This window comes from Bradyrhizobium sp. 157, from assembly GCF_023073815.1.
GTDB lineage: Bacteria > Pseudomonadota > Alphaproteobacteria > Rhizobiales > Xanthobacteraceae > Bradyrhizobium.
This window is the reverse complement of record NZ_JADPKF010000107.1, coordinates 1-14,397: the sequence shown is the minus strand read 5'-3', so window position 1 is coordinate 14,397 and position 14,397 is coordinate 1. Positions and strand designations below refer to the sequence as shown.

9 protein-coding genes are annotated in these 14,397 nt (G+C 62.0%); 4 read left to right on the top strand and 5 right to left on the bottom strand.

Translation table 11 applies throughout. The features are described from left to right. Nucleotides 1-114 precede the first annotated feature (114 nt). Nucleotides 115-1,614 carry a glycosyltransferase family 39 protein gene (locus IVA95_RS33530; protein WP_247514499.1) on the top strand — a complete coding sequence of 500 codons (1,500 nt, stop codon included), beginning with the start codon at nt 115-117 and terminating at the stop codon, nt 1,612-1,614. A gap of 1,067 nt (nt 1,615-2,681) precedes the next feature. On the opposite strand, the gene IVA95_RS33525 is transcribed toward IVA95_RS33530, so the two are convergent. From IVA95_RS33525 to IVA95_RS33510, 4 genes are all read right to left on the bottom strand, one after another. Then, nucleotides 2,682-3,821, bottom strand: coding sequence for an O-antigen ligase family protein (locus IVA95_RS33525; protein ID WP_247514395.1), 1,140 nt, complete (start codon nt 3,819-3,821; stop codon nt 2,682-2,684). A 771-nt stretch (nt 3,822-4,592) separates the two neighbouring features. Continuing rightward, nucleotides 4,593-7,964, bottom strand: a complete 3,372-nt coding sequence (locus IVA95_RS33520; RefSeq protein WP_247514394.1) for an adenylate/guanylate cyclase domain-containing protein — start codon at nt 7,962-7,964, stop codon at nt 4,593-4,595. 559 nt (nt 7,965-8,523) lie between these two features. Then, a complete protein-coding gene (locus IVA95_RS33515; protein WP_247514393.1) occupies nt 8,524-9,555 on the bottom strand; it encodes a TIGR01620 family protein in 1,032 nt (343 codons plus the stop codon). Next, nucleotides 9,552-11,015 (bottom strand): YcjX family protein, encoded by a 1,464-nt coding sequence (locus IVA95_RS33510; RefSeq protein WP_247514392.1) that lies wholly within the window; start codon nt 11,013-11,015, stop codon nt 9,552-9,554. The genes IVA95_RS33515 and IVA95_RS33510 overlap by 4 nt, the downstream gene beginning before the upstream one ends. A gap of 271 nt (nt 11,016-11,286) precedes the next feature. Here IVA95_RS33510 and IVA95_RS33505 point away from each other — a divergent pair, with 271 nt between their 5' ends. Then, nucleotides 11,287-11,985 carry a hemolysin III family protein gene (locus IVA95_RS33505; protein WP_247514391.1) on the top strand — a complete coding sequence of 233 codons (699 nt, stop codon included), beginning with the start codon at nt 11,287-11,289 and terminating at the stop codon, nt 11,983-11,985. A 27-nt stretch (nt 11,986-12,012) separates the two neighbouring features. Further along, complete coding sequence (locus tag IVA95_RS33500; protein ID WP_247514390.1) at nt 12,013-12,813, top strand: SDR family oxidoreductase; 801 nt, start codon at nt 12,013-12,015, stop codon at nt 12,811-12,813. A gap of 183 nt (nt 12,814-12,996) precedes the next feature. On the opposite strand, the gene IVA95_RS33495 is transcribed toward IVA95_RS33500, so the two are convergent. Next, a complete protein-coding gene (locus IVA95_RS33495) occupies nt 12,997-13,401 on the bottom strand; it encodes a hypothetical protein (protein ID WP_247514389.1) in 405 nt (134 codons plus the stop codon). A 117-nt stretch (nt 13,402-13,518) separates the two neighbouring features. Between IVA95_RS33495 and IVA95_RS33490 the strand changes: the two genes are divergently transcribed. Then, complete coding sequence (locus tag IVA95_RS33490) at nt 13,519-14,127, top strand: hypothetical protein (protein WP_247514388.1); 609 nt, start codon at nt 13,519-13,521, stop codon at nt 14,125-14,127. Nucleotides 14,128-14,397: the final 270 nt, after the last annotated feature.

Here is a 14,397-nt window from a genome sequence, read left to right as displayed (position 1 = left end):
CGGCACAGTCGAGGAGAAAGCGCCGTGCCGATCACCCAGCCCCATACAAGCAAAGCTAGTTCCGCCACGCCGCCATGGCTTGCCGTGGCGCTGCTGATTGCCGCATTGACGGTGATGCGCCTTGTCTATGCAAGCGTGCTCGATCTGCGTACCGACGAGGCCTATTACTGGACCTGGTCGAAGGAGAGCGCGCTCGCTTTTCTCGATCATCCGCCCGGTATCGCCTGGCTGATCCGGTTCGGCACCGCGATTTTCGGCGACACCAATCTCGGCGTGCGGTTCGGCGGCATCGTCGCGATGCTGATCACGCAGCTTCTGCTCGCCGACATCGTCCGGCGCGTGACGCATGATGTGCGTGCCGTCATCTTTGCGGTGCTGTTGCCGGAAGCAGCGCTGTATTACGGACTGCTGATGGCGAAAGTCGCGCCCGACACAGCGATGATCCCGTTTGCGGTCGCGATGCTGTGGGCGCTGGTGCGGCTCAACGAGAGCGGCAACCCGCGCTGGTGGCTTGCCGCGGGACTGTTTGCAGGACTGGCGCTGCTGTCGAAGTTCACCGCGATCATGCTGCTGCCGGCGGTGATCGCATTTGTGCTGGTACCGGACTGGCGGCGGCGCTGGCTGCTCAGCCAGTATCCATGGCGGGCAGCGCTGATCGCGGTGATCGTGTTCTCGCCAGTCTTGATCTGGAACGCGCAACATGACTGGGCCTCGTTCCGTTTCCAGTTCGTGCGCGCGGTCGCGACCCACCAACTGTCGCTGCGCACCGTTGGCGAATTCATCGGCCTGCAGTTCGGGCTCGTCGGCTTCGTGCTGCTGCCGGTCGTGCTCTCCGGCGTCACGCTGACGGCGTGGCGCGGCTATCGCACGCGCGAGCCGGTCGCGATCCTGCTGTCGACCGCCGTGCTGGTGCCGTTCCTCTATTTCCTCTGGAAGTCGCTGACGCTCCGCGTCGGCGATACCTGGCCGATGTTCCTGTGGCCCGCCGGCTTTGCCGCGACCGCCATCAACCTCGTCATGCTGCCGCGCGAGGGATTTCCGGAATGGATGGTCCAATCGACGTTCCGGTGGGCGAGGGTGGCCGTTATCTCCGGCATCGCTTTCGTGGTCGGCGTGTTCTTCTATTACGTCGCGGCGCCCTGGAATCTTATCGGCAGGACCGATCCCGTCGGCGGCGAGGCCGGCTATGAGCAGGTCGCGGCCCGCGCCCGCGAGCAGCTGCAGAAGACCGGCGCGAGCTGGATCGCGACGTCGGATTATCGCACCTATGCAATGCTGCGCTGGCATTTCCAAGGGCAGGTGCCGGTCATCCAGATCAACGAGCGTGGACGGTTTCAAGGCTTTCGCGATCCCGGAATGAATCTGATCAAGGATCGTGCCGGCCTCTATGTCGCCCGCGAGCCGGACCACCGCCTGCCGCTGTGGAATCTCACCACCGCGAAGCGGCAGCCGCTGGAGCGGGTCGAGCGCGTCTGGCGCGGGATGGTGATGGATACCTATGCGCTGGAAAAACTCACCGGCTGGACGCCCGAACTCTCGCCGGCGCCGGATTCGCCGCTGTTCCGCTGGCGCGTGCTGGCGGGGATGATGCGGTTTGATGCCAGCCTCTCGTGAGGTCGTCATCCCCCGCGTATGCGGGGGATCCAGTACGCTGCGGCTTCTCGGTGCAATCACTGACGTCTCTGGAATACTGGATCACCCGCTGGAGCCTGTCATCGGGCGCGCATTCGCGCGACCCGTTGGCGGGTGATGACAGTTGAATGTGCGTTCGCGATCTCGCCGCATCATTCGCGCGAGTTTTGCCTTTAGAACTTGCCGCCCTCTCATTCAGAGGGCGCAGGGAAGACCGGGTGCTTGCTGCACCCGCGGTCTCGCGTGCGATTTGCGCAAACAAAAGTGCACACGAGCATACAGGTACAGCGGGAGCATCCCGGCCTTCCCTGCGCAATGGCTTTACGGCTTACTTCGTGCTCTTCCCGGTGAACGGCTTTCTTGCCACCGTCGCCCCCGAGAAGCTTCGCTTCCAAAGGACTTAACGCCAGCACCGCGGCGCCAGAACCACACGACTTCGCCGTACGCCTCCTGCGCCTACGTCTTGCGCATTCAGCGTCCATCGCATCCCACCGCACGTTCGTGACGATCGCGAGCCGCCCCTCAATCGGGTGAGACGAGCGAGTTATGCAGATGATTTGCTCTACAAGTTAAGCGGAATATTTTTGATTCTTTGTATTTCCTGGGCTTGACATCATTTCGGAAAATCAGAAGTGATTTGCCCGTCGTGTTGATTTGTCGCAGCCGCGCATTGAAATTCCGCTTTTGCGCGCCGCAAATCAGCTTGCAGTCCATAAGGCGGGTAAAGCGACTTGTCCGCCGTAGCTCAACGAGCGAAGGCGGAAAGCGTGCTCACCATTTACGGTAGCGGTCTGCCGAGAGATGGTGGGCACGGCGCAAGTGCGCCTTTGCCCACCTACGAAGTCGAACCTCACGCCTCATCGTCGCCCTTGCTCAGCTGGCTCACCAACCACCTAAAGCCGCCTCCCTTCTTTGCGGCCAAGGCACCGCAATTACTTGTAGCGCTCACGCCTGAAGAGCAGAGACAGTGACAAACGAACAACCAAATAGAGGATCCCGATTCCAAGAACGATCCAGATCGCTGTTTCCATTTTCCGGCTCCCTGCACCTCAAGGTGACGATCGCTGCCCTAAGGAATAGAAATTATCGGCCTTCTGGCGAATCGCGTACCCGCCTGCGACGCCAACACCAAGCACATAAATCCAACCTTCGTGGAAGTCGAATAAGTGCGAGTTAAGCATTGAACTCAGAAAATTTTGCACCACGACAATTAGTCCGACCCACCCGATCAGCGTGGTCGCAGAGAATAGCGCTAGGTGGAAATACCACATTGCCAGGAGCACTATGCTGCCGATTAGACCCCATTGTATCGATACGTAGAGTATTTGATTATGAGGATTGCGGACGGAGTTCGCCCATTCCCCGCTCTTGCCCTCCGCTGCCGCCTTGAAAATTTCCTTGGTTGATCCAGTGCCGTGCCCGACAATTGGTGACTTGGCGATCACATCGATCGAAGTTCGCCAATATGCCAGACGCTCCCCATTCGAGGTAGCTATGTCAGTATCACGGGCTAGTTTGAAATCATGAACGGTCCGTTCGACGCGCCAGCGGAGGTACGGCGATGTTGACCAGATCAGCCCGCTAGCCAGTCCTCCAAGAACAAGTAGGGAGATCGCGGCTCTCGCGCTGAGGAATTTTATCGCAAACAGCGCTGCCAGCACCGGGATATATATCACCGCGGTTCGCGCTACCACGACAAACGTCATGTTAAGAAAAAAGGTGAGCAGCAGGGCCGTACATGCCAGAGCCATTGCGTGGCGTCCTTTCGCTACGAGGCCGACCACGACTGCCGCCAATGCAAAGATGCAGAGGGAAAATTCCTGAGTTTGATCGATGTAGTTTCTAACCGGAACGCCCAGAGGTTTGCCTGCTGCGACAGTTAAGTCCGGCAAGAAATACAGGACCCACGATGTCGCTGCCAGCATCGAGCAGGACGCGAGAAAGGCCAGGAAAACCCAATGTCCGCGCTTAGACCGCTGAAAGTGAAAAAGCAGTAATGGAATTACCAGGAGCTTTGCAACGGGGCTTACCCCTTGAATCCTCGCGCTCCACGTATCGTCTGCCCATAGCATTCCAAGGATCGCCAACCCGGCTAGCCCAACAGGCAAAAGCGCAGCCGGATGAGCCAGGACTTTGACGAATGCGTCGTAGTCTATCGTCGGTAGCAAGACGACGATCCAGACGGACATAAACACAACCACTGCGGTGGTAGACCACGGCAGAGCCGCCGCAGCCAGCGCGGGATAAAGGTCTGTGCACAGGAGCCAGAACCACGATCGTGTCCAGGCTGAAACCAATGCCAAGAGAGCTGAGCGCTGAGGCGCTGTGCCCATTCCCAATGAGGCCCCAAAAAAGCAATTATTAACAAACGACTTCGAGACGATGCTAAGCTATGGAACTTGAGAAATCTAATTCCTTAGGTTGATTAGGTGAGCTGAGCAACTAACGCGGGTAGGGAGGCAATTACGGAAGAGCTAGGTCTTCCCACCTAAATCTTCCCACCCAAATAAATGACTCGCGCTCCCTACGGCGCGACTTCAACTTCGGCTTGATGCTTGAAAGCCGATATCATTTTGGAATCTTCGTCTTCTTGAATTTGCTTGCCGCACTTTGTGTGCAACAAACTGTGCAACAGGGGCGGATGTCATTCCGCCAACACCCGAGCGTCAAGCGTCCACGATGTCTGGTCCAGAGGGCAAAGCGGACCTCGTGACTGCGCACGTCGAAGTCTGAGAATGACCCGGAGCAGAAGTCGCAGACCAAGACGGTCCGAACCTTGACTGGACACCAAATCCGGGGATCAGAGTTCGAATCTGCGCGCCACTACATCGTTCGGGCCATCGGAACGGGTCACATCAGTTGGTAGATGCAGCATACGTGTCCTGCGATGACGGGTGACAGGTTGGGCCTTGCGGACACCTCACCAGTAAGCGTCCGAGCCGTAGGCTAACCGTGCCTTACTAGGCCAACTCAGCAAGTAGCGCGGTGGCCTCTTTGAGGTCGGGTGTATCGAAGCCTTCGGTGAAGCTGCCGTAGATCGGCGCAAGCAGGTCTCGGGCGTCGGTGCGCTTGCCTTGATCGCGCCAGAGGCGGGCTAGGCTGGTGGCGGCGCGCACTTCCCAAAACCTCGCCCCCTGTTTCTGCGCTGTTTGAAGCGCGCGGCGCAGCCAGCGCTCGGCATCGCGTCGATCCGACTTGGTGATTAGCGCCTCGGCCATCAGCCGATACAGCTCCGCCTCGTACCACCGCTCGTCGGTTCGCTCGACCAGCTCGAGGGCATCATTTAACAGGCTCATCCCGTCGGCGGTTCGGTCCACTCGTCTGTGCGCTTCCGCCAGAAGACCAAGATAATAAGGCATCGCGATCTCTTCACCCGTCGCCCGCTTCGTCGCCAGACCCCACCGCATCCTGCTGATGGCCTCCTCGATAGATCCTCCCACCGCGAGCATGGCCCATGCTTGGAAACAGGTTCCTGATCCCACGAAGTTGGGAAAACCTTGCACGGTGGCCAGTGCCACCAGCTCCTCGGCTCGCTCCTCAAGGATCGCTGCGTCGCCGCGGAGTTGGTGAAATCTACAGTTGACGTGCAGAGCGAACGCCAATGTATAAGGCTGCGACAGCTCGCGCGCCCAAGCCAGCGCGCGTCGGCTTTGCGCCAGCGCCTGATCCGCTTGTCCTAGCAGCAGAAGTGCGAAGGCGGCGAAGCTCTCGCAGTTAACGTAGATGTCATGGGGCGTCAGCCTCGGAGGTCGGTGCTCAGTCTGATCATAGAAGTTGAGCGCCTGCCTCAGATGGTGGAGCGCACGATTGAATTCGGCGCGATACATATGGCTGACGCCCAGGCACTTGTGTGTGATCAGCTGGGTGTCGCGGTCATTTCGGCGTTCGGAAAGCACCGCTAATTCGTCCGCCAGCTGATGAGCGGCGCGGATCTCCGCGCGATTGAGCAAGAACGACCAGGCGCCGTTCAGGGCGCTCAGAAGCTGGGCCCCCTCCGGGGCCTCACGGCACAGCTCGCGGGCACGGGCATACGCTTCACCGGCCTCAGGCGAGGCCCATCCCTTGGCCGCCACCAGGGCCCCGGCAAGCGCGAGCTGAAGAGAAAGTTCGCTGGACCGTCGCTGCGGACTTTTCGGCAGGCTAGCGAGCAACTCGAGCGCCTTGCCAAAGTGCGCAGCGGCCTCGGCCATGGTCGAACGTTGGACCGCCAAGTGCCCAGCCTTGCCCCAATACTCGATTGCCTGTTCAACGAGGCCCGCCATGGCACAATGCTGCGCCATAAGCTCAGGTTGAGCCGCTGCAATCTCCGGAAACTGGCGTTCCAGCGTGATGGCAATACGGCCATGCAGTTGCTGCCGTCGGGGGCGGAGCAAGGTGCTGTAGGCAGCGTCCTGCACCAGCGCGTGCTTAAAGGTGTACGTGGCATCAGGCGGCGTCCCGCGTCGGAACACCAGCTCGGCGCGCATGAGCTGCTCCAAAGCGCCTTCCAGCCGCGGTTGCGGCATTTCGGCGACGGCACTGATCAACTCGTGGGAAAATTGACGCCCCAGCGTCGCTGCGATCTGCACCACTTCTCGCGTGGGCGCCAATCGATCGAGCCGGGCGAGAAGCGAGGCCTGGAGCGTCGTTGGGATCGCCAAAGGAACCACCGGCCCGGTCATGGCGTAGTGGTCGCCGGCATCGGTTATCCATCCGCTCTCGAGGACAGACTTGGTCAGCTCCTCGATGAATAACGGCACGCCATCCGTCCGATCAATGATCTGATCGGCAATTTCCTTGGGCAATGTCTTGCCTCCGGTTACGTGCGCGATCATCTCGGCGCGGTGCCGAGGTGGCAAGCGGCTGAGACTGAGCAATGTCACGTGCGGACGGCCAACCCAGCGCGGCGTGAACTCCGGTCGAAACGTGAGAATTATCAGGACTCGCAGCGTCGCGGCGCGGTCGATGAGCAGATCCAGCGACTCCAGCGTGGTGGGGTCGCTCCAGTGGATGTCTTCCCATAGCATCAGCAGCGGCTGCTGCGCCGCGAGTCCTTCGACCTGCGCAAGTTGCACCTGAAGCGTTTTCTCTTTGCGCTTCTGCGGCGTGAAATTGAGCGGCGGGTAGCGGTCGCCGGTCGGTATCGACAGCAAGTCCGCCAAGAGCGGGACGGCTTCGCTCAGCTCCTGGTTGGCCAGAGCCAGCACCGCAATAAGCTTATTCAAGCGGGTCTCGGCCGTATCCTCGCGTCGAAATCCGGCCGCCTGCTCGAGCTGGGTGATGCTGGGATAAAGCGCACTGTGCTGATGATGCGGCGAGCAGAAATAACGCAACCGCGTGTGCGGCTCCCCGCCCAACTGCTCCAGTAGGGTTTGGGCAATGCGCGACTTGCCGATGCCCGGCTCGCCTGCGATCAGGACGACGGAACCGTCGCCGGCCTTGGCCCGCTCCCAACGGCGCGTCAACAATGCGATCTCTTCCTCGCGACCAATCAACGGCGAGCTGGCGGCGCGTAGGGCCTCGAACCGGCTGCCGACCAGGCTCGCGCCCACGACCCGCCAGACCTGCACCGGATAGTCAATTCCCGCGATCGGCATTGTGCCCAGATCGCAATAATCAAACAGGCCGCCAAGCAGGCGGCGCGTGTTGTCTGCGATGACAACCGAGTTCGGTTCGGCAAGACCCTGTAGCCGTGCCGCAAGGTTAGGGGTCTCACCAATGACCGATTGTTCCTGGGCGGCGCCCTCACCGAGCAGATCACCGACGACGACGAGACCCGTGGCAATACCGACACGCACCCGTAATGAGGTCGCCTGGCCCGCATCGAGCTTGGCCACGGCTTCGATCAACGCGAGGCCCGCGCGCACCGCTTGTTCGGCGTCCTGCTCATGAGCCTGCGGGTAACCGAAATAAGCTAGCACGCCGTCACCAAGATACTTGGCAACAAAGCCACCGGACCTGGTGATTACCTCGGCGCAACGACGGTGATATGTGCCGATGATGTCGCGCAGTTCTTCCGGATCGAGCCGCGCAGATAATGCCGTGGAACCGATGAGGTCGACGAACATGACCGTTAGCTGGCGGCGCTCGGCTTCGGGAGCCCTGCCGGCGGAGCGATCAGGCTTGACCGAATATTCGGCCATGTCGCCAACAGTTGCGGCTCGCAACGTGGCGATCGCATCGAGGAGAATACGGCGATGGCCGACCGCCGTCACACCGAGGTCTCTGAGGTCCTCGGCGGTCAGCTTGGGCAGGATTGCCTCATCGATCGCGTTTTCCCGGAATGCCTTCTCATAGCGTTCCAGGCCGAGGCCGCGCAGCCAGGCACAAATATCCATGGCGTTCACACGCACGCTTGGCCGCACTCATCCACTGGCTATATAGCCGCCGCCACGTCGGCCGCTCCGTTAGCCGTGCGCCGTCGGTCGAGCCGCTCGCGGATCAGACCGTCGCACCAGAATGAGAAAGCCAGTTTACCCCACCCCATGGGGCGAGACACGCTTTTTTGGCCCAGGAAGCGCTGGAACCCGCGGATTAACCCCCGGAGCGAGCCCGTGAGGACTCCCAGAGAATGACGCTCACCCTCACGATCCCACCGACGGATCTCGCGCTCGCCGACGGGGTGATCGAGTGAGAGGGCCACTTCCGTTGTGGGCACTTTCCGGACGTGGCATGACGCCCGACTTAAGTCTGCTATGCGAACCAAAACGGACGGTCGCCAACGCCTCTGGCTTGTGTGCCCACGCCCCCAACTTTCGATAGCTCGTTGACGCGCGAACTGAGAAGGTCTTCCGGCGCCGTGGTGGGCAACTAAGTGTGCAAGACCGATCAAGGGCTGCGGGATAACTGTCTGAAATTTCGTCTTGCTTTTCGTCGGTTCGATTCAGCGGCGCTCCCTAGCGGAATCGAACCTCACGCCTCGTCCTCGCGCTTGCTCAGCAAATCCTTGGCGAGATCAGAGAGCGCGGGCCGCGGTAGTGCGGTGAATGGCAAGGGGCGTGTGACGTCGATCGCGGCTAATCCCAGCCGTGCCGTGAGCAGGCCGTTGAGCACGCCCTCGCCGAGCCGTTGCGAGAGTTTTGCGGCGATGCCGTGGCCGAGCATCTGCTGCACCAGGCTGTCGCCCACCGCCATGCCGCCGGTGATGGCGAGATGGCCGATGACATGGCGCAACAGGCTGAGCATGCCGAGCGTGCCGGGACGACCGCCATAGAGCCGCGCCAGTTGTCGGATCAAGCGCATCGCGGCGACGAAGACGAACAGCACGTCGATCAGCGCGCGCGGGCTCACCGCGGTCACGACCGAAACGCGCTGCGCGGCCGTTGAAACCAGCCGGCGTGCCTCTTCATCGAGCGGCGCCATCAGTTCGCGCTCGGCCAGCTTGATCATGTCGGCGCCGTCGATGATGTCGTCGGCGTGGCCTGCCAGCGTGGCGCGGGCGCGCGCCAGTTGCGGGTTTTGATGCGCGAGCTTGAGCAGGTCGTTGACGACGGCCCGGCTCTCGGCGCGGTCGTCGTTGCGCAGCACCTCGGCGGCGCGCTGGTGCAGCTTTTCGATCGCCGCCAGCCGCGCCAGGCCGAACGCTTCGCGCGCGATGACGACGGTCAGCGCCAGTCCGGCTGCCACCGCAAATGCCAGCGCGACGTAGCCCAATGTCTGGCTGCGCGCGAACAGATCCTCGATCAGGTTGACGACGCCGAGCCCGAGACCGAGCAGCACCAGCCCGCCGACAGCCGACCAGAACAGTGCGCTCCAGCGAAAGCCGCGGCGCAGCGGGGCACGGGGCGCATCGAGCGGTACAGGTAGCGTTGCGGGATCTGCCTCCGGCGTGATCTGCACCGTACCGCGGGCAGGGCGGCCGGTCTCCTCCGGATCTATCACGATGACGCCGGGGTCGCCGAGCTTGAATGTCGCCGGCCGCCGATGCGGCGTTTTCTCGCTCATTGCAGTCGGTCTCCGATCAGGAACTGAAGGACGCGGTCGAGGCGGATGTGAGGTAGCGCGGGGTCGTCCTTGCCGGTGCGCTCCAGCAGCGGCGGCCGGAAGCGCAGGAAGCGGAAGTCGGCGCTTTCGGACGGTATGCTGGAAAGGCCGCGAAAGCCGCCCTTGAACAGCTCTTCGGGATCGGCGGGGAGATCACCCGGAAAGGTCGCCACTTCGGTCTCGCCATCGAAGGTATCGCCATTGGCGGCCTCGCCCGATGCGGGCGTGCCGAGGATCGACGGCAGCTTCTCCCGGCCGCGCGCAACCATTGCCTCGCGCGTGGCGCGTACCGCTGATAGCGCGACCACGTCGATGGCGGCACCGGCGTATTCGGCGCGGTCGGCCGCCTTGGCGACGGCGCGCCGCAGCACGGCTTCCAGCCGGTCATGGCTGGAATGGTGCAGATGATCGGCCTTGGTGGCGGCAAACAGAATCCGGTCGATCCGCGGACGAAACAGGCTGCTCAGGATGGTGCTGCGGCCGATCCGGAAGCAATCGAGAATGCCGGCAAGCGCGGCTTCGAGATCGTGCAGCGCTTCGGGCCCGGCATTGAAGGCCGCGAGCGCATCGACCAGCACGATCTGCCGGTCGAGCCGCGCAAAATGATCGCGGAAGAACGGACGTACCACGACGTCCTTGTAGGCCTCATAGCGCCGCCGCATCATCGCCCACAGCGAACCGTCGGGCGCGGTGCCGTCAATGGGCACGTCGAGCGGGGCGAAGGTCAGCGCCGGCGATCCTGCGAGGTTGCCGGGCATCAGGAAACGCCCGGGCGGCAGCAGGCTCATGGCAAAACGTTCGTCGCGGCAGGCGCGCAGATAATCGGTGAAAAGTTTCGCGGCGGCGAGCGTCGCCTGCTCGTTCTCGCGCTCTTCGGGCTGAAGCGTCGCCAGATGCTCGTGCCACGGCGCGGCGAGCTTTGCGCGTGGACCCTCGCGCGACAGCGCAAGGCTTTCGGCCGACCATTGCTCAAAACTCCTGTTGAGCAGCGGCAGGTCGAGCAGCCATTCGCCGGGGTAATCGACGATGTCGATGGTGAGCGTGCGGTCCGCGCCATTCTGTCGCTGGTAATCGATGACGAGGCGCAGTTCGGAGATGTCAGTGGTCGAGTTCGGCCAGCGCCGTTCCTCGATCAGGGTGCGGACGTGGTTCTCGTAATCGAACCGCGGCACCGCGTCGTCCGGCTGCGGCTCGAGCCGGGCGCGCGCGATCCGCCCCGAGGCATACGGCTCGAAGACCGGAAACCTGCCGCCGCGGGTCAGGCCGTGGATCAGCGCCGTGATGAACACCGTCTTGCCGGCGCGCGACAGGCCGGTGACGCCGAGCCGTACGGTGGGATTGAAGAAACTGTCGCCGTAATCCAGCAGTGCCCGCGCCGACAGGCGCGCTTCCTCAATGATATCTGAAAAACCGGGAGGCATACGGGCGGAGAGCTCGAGAGAGGCGTTGGTGTGCAATTACCGGAGAAGTGGCGATTGGCGGGCCGAAATCAAGCGCTTGTGATCGGCTGACGAGGGGGATCCTCCCGGGATATCCAGCGGTTACCAGGAGCACGAAAATGCCACGACGATGGGATACTGGCATCGTTCGCCAAAGCGCATGACGACAGCCTTGAGGCCGGCGGCGCCGACGGTTCGTTGACCTTGGAACGCCCATGTCTTAATCGCTCCTCACCAGCTTCTACGGGCCTGCATGACCATATTCAAACTGAAGCAATTCGCATCGACATCGATCCATGCGGCGGCGGGCGCTATGCATTGGAACTACGACCGCGCCGAGCTGATCGCCGATGGCGTCGTACATATCGTCGGCGTCTGTTTCGGGCTTATCGCCGCCACCACCCTGATCGTGCTGACGGCGGTCTATGCCGGTGCGTTCGAAATTACCGTGGTGTCGGTCTATGTCACAGGCCTGCTCGCGATGCTGACCTTGTCGGCAATCTATAATCTCTGGCCGGTATCGCGCGCCAAATGGGTGCTGCGGCGCTTCGATCATTCCGCAATCTATCTCCTGATCGCCGCAACCTATACCCCGTTCATCGTGGAGCTGAGGGACAGCTATCTCGCGATCGCGCTGCTGATCGGGGTGTGGTGCATTGCGATCGCCGGCGTGGTGCTGAAACTGGCGCTGCCGGGGCGATACGACCGTTTGGCCGTCGGTCTTTATCTCGCGTTGGGCTGGAGCGGCGTCACGCTTTACGACGCCGTGGTGAAGGCGGTGCCGCCACTGGCGCTGGGCTTTTTGGTGGCGGGTGGCGTGCTCTATAGCCTTGGGGTGATCTTCCATGCCTGGCAGCGGTTGCGCTTCCAGAACGCGATCTGGCACGGCTTCGTCTTGCTCGGCGCCGCCTGCCATTATACGGCTATTCTCGATATGATGATCCTGACGTAAGGATCATTACAAAGGGAGAGAGCGGCGATGCAGGTGACAGGCAAAGTCGTGGTTGTCACCGGCGGCGCCAACGGCATCGGCAAGGCGATGTGCGAGGCCTTCCATCGTGCAGGCGCCGCCAAGGTTGTTGTCGCCGATATCGACCCCGATGGCGCGCGAGCCGTCGCCACGCCGATCGGTGGGGCGGCCTTCAAATGCGATGTCGGAAAGGAGAAGGACGTCTATCACGTCATCGAGGAGACCGAGCATCAATTCGGCCCGATTGCGCTGTTCTGCTCCAATGCCGGCATCGGCGGCGGTTTCGATCCACTGTCGGTGAATGCCGGCGGAAACTCCGACGAACCGTGGCAGCGAAGCTGGGCCGTTCATGTCATGGCCCATGTCTATGCGGCGCGCCATTTGATCCCGCGCATGAAGGCGCGCGGCGGCGGCTATTTCCTCAACACGATCTCGGCGGCAGGCCTGCTGTCGCAGGTCGGCAGCCCGGCCTATTCGACCACCAAGCATGCTGCCGTGGGCTTTGCCGAGAATCTCGCGATCTCGCACAAGGCCGACAACATCAAGGTCTCGATCCTGTGCCCGCAAGGCGTCGATACCAACATGCTGCGCTCGATCCCCAAGGGCCCGCAATCCGGCGACGGCGATCTCTCGCCAGAGCAGGTGGCGCAGGACGTGCTGAAGGGGCTGGAAGCGGAAACCTTCGTGATCCTGCCGCACCCGCAGGTGCTCGGCTACATGCGCAAGAAGACCGAGAATTACGACCGCTGGATCGCGGGCATGGCGAAGATCCAGGCCAAGATGCGGGAAGCTTACGGCAAGTCACCGTAGCCCGGATGCAGCCAACGGGTCGCGCGAATGCGCGCCCGATGACAGGCTCCGCGAAATCCGGGATAGGTCTATCCGCGGATGGGATTGATCCCGGATTGCGCTGCGCTCCATCCGGGCTACGAATTTTCTCAATAGGGTTGCGAACGAGAAGGGCGGCCCTGCCGCCCTTCTCGATTAATTCGCTTACTGGCACCTGTGCATCAGGCCGTCGTCCAGGCGGACCATTGTGCCGGGCTGGCAGATGATGCCGTTGCGCGTTGCGTAGTCCTGGCTCCATATGCCCGGGCCGCCATAATAGCCGTAGGGACCGTTGCCGCGGTAGTAGGCGTAGGGACCGCTGCCGTAGTACGCGGCAGTCGCTCCGGCTGCGGCAGCACCGGCGCCCACGGCAGCCGCGCCGGCCGCGGCCCGCCGCGCCTGCCGCCGGGTAACGCGCGGCGCCGGGGTCAACGGATCAACCGTCTGTGCCTGCGCGCGCTCGATAGATAGCGAAGCGCTCCTTTGTTCGCTCCAGTCAAACGAGAGCATGGTAGCGCATGTGAAGACGGAGACCGCGAGCGCAGCTTTTCTGAGGCTTGGCTGTTTCATGGCGTTCACTCCATGGTTGCCCCATGCCGAATTCTCGTGCGAACGTAGAACAACGTCAAGTAAATGCCGCGTGCGGAACTCGCGGGCTAGACGAGCCTTTGAATCAAATGAGGGGTCATGAGCTGGCATGCCAAGCTATTCGGACGAGCCCCAGCGACGCCAGATGCTGCGCATGCGCTGCTGGCTGACATCGAGAAGCAGAGCAAACAATATCTCGACGAGGCCGACAACGGAAACTGGGTCTATCCGGCCTGCAAGCGGAAATCGCCGGATACGGGCGCCGACAAGCAGACGGTCTGCGATCACACGCGGCTGGAAGCTTTCCGCTATCTCTTGATGGTGCCGAGGGGCGAATTCAAGCTGCTCGCCGAGCCGGACTCGCAAGCCGCGATACTGGACGTCTATCTTCGGCACCGGCCGCACGAAGAGACGGTGATCGAGTTCTCCGGCGATACCATGAACGATCTGGCGATTGCCGTCATCGCCGGATTCAACTGGCTCAATCATTGCGCCGGTCTTGCCGGTGCCGACCGCCGACAATTTTCGGGAACGCTCAATCATTTTCGCAAGGTTGTGATATCGGCGCAGCGATGGTGGGAGATGGACGGCGCGAAGGCGCGCTACGCGCAGATGCTGCAAGCCGCGCAGGAGCCGCCGCTATTTTTAAATCTGGTCTGGGCCGATTATAGCCGACTCGCGGGTGAAATCGCCGCGGTGCGGGCCTAGCTCTTCTGCGTGTCCGTCTCTCCACGTCATTGCGAGCGCAGCGAAGCAATCCATGCATCCGTTATGCCGCGAGATGGATTGCTTCGCTGCGCTCGCAATGATGGGGTGGACGGCCCCCGAACGGCATCGATGTGCCAGACTGGCGATGCTGAGTCGAACCAGACAAGGGGGCCGTCCATGACGAAGATTAGCACGATTGGGTTGGATCTGGCTAAGAACGTGTTTCAGGTTCACGGGATTGATGCATCGGGAAGGGTTGTGCTGAGGCGG

What these genes read in the sequence shown, in the direction of transcription:
- IVA95_RS33530 (WP_247514499.1), top strand. Translation starts at nt 115, where the DNA reads ATGCGCCTTGTCTATGCAAGCGTGCTCGATCTGCGTACCGACGAGGCC.
- IVA95_RS33525 (WP_247514395.1), bottom strand. Translation starts at nt 3,821, where the DNA reads ATGTCCGTCTGGATCGTCGTCTTGCTACCGACGATAGACTACGACGCA.
- IVA95_RS33515 (WP_247514393.1), bottom strand. Translation starts at nt 9,555, where the DNA reads ATGAGCGAGAAAACGCCGCATCGGCGGCCGGCGACATTCAAGCTCGGC.
- IVA95_RS33510 (WP_247514392.1), bottom strand. Translation starts at nt 11,015, where the DNA reads ATGCCTCCCGGTTTTTCAGATATCATTGAGGAAGCGCGCCTGTCGGCG.
- IVA95_RS33505 (WP_247514391.1), top strand. Translation starts at nt 11,287, where the DNA reads ATGACCATATTCAAACTGAAGCAATTCGCATCGACATCGATCCATGCG.
- IVA95_RS33500 (WP_247514390.1), top strand. Translation starts at nt 12,013, where the DNA reads ATGCAGGTGACAGGCAAAGTCGTGGTTGTCACCGGCGGCGCCAACGGC.
- IVA95_RS33495 (WP_247514389.1), bottom strand. Translation starts at nt 13,401, where the DNA reads ATGAAACAGCCAAGCCTCAGAAAAGCTGCGCTCGCGGTCTCCGTCTTC.
- IVA95_RS33490 (WP_247514388.1), top strand. Translation starts at nt 13,519, where the DNA reads ATGAGCTGGCATGCCAAGCTATTCGGACGAGCCCCAGCGACGCCAGAT.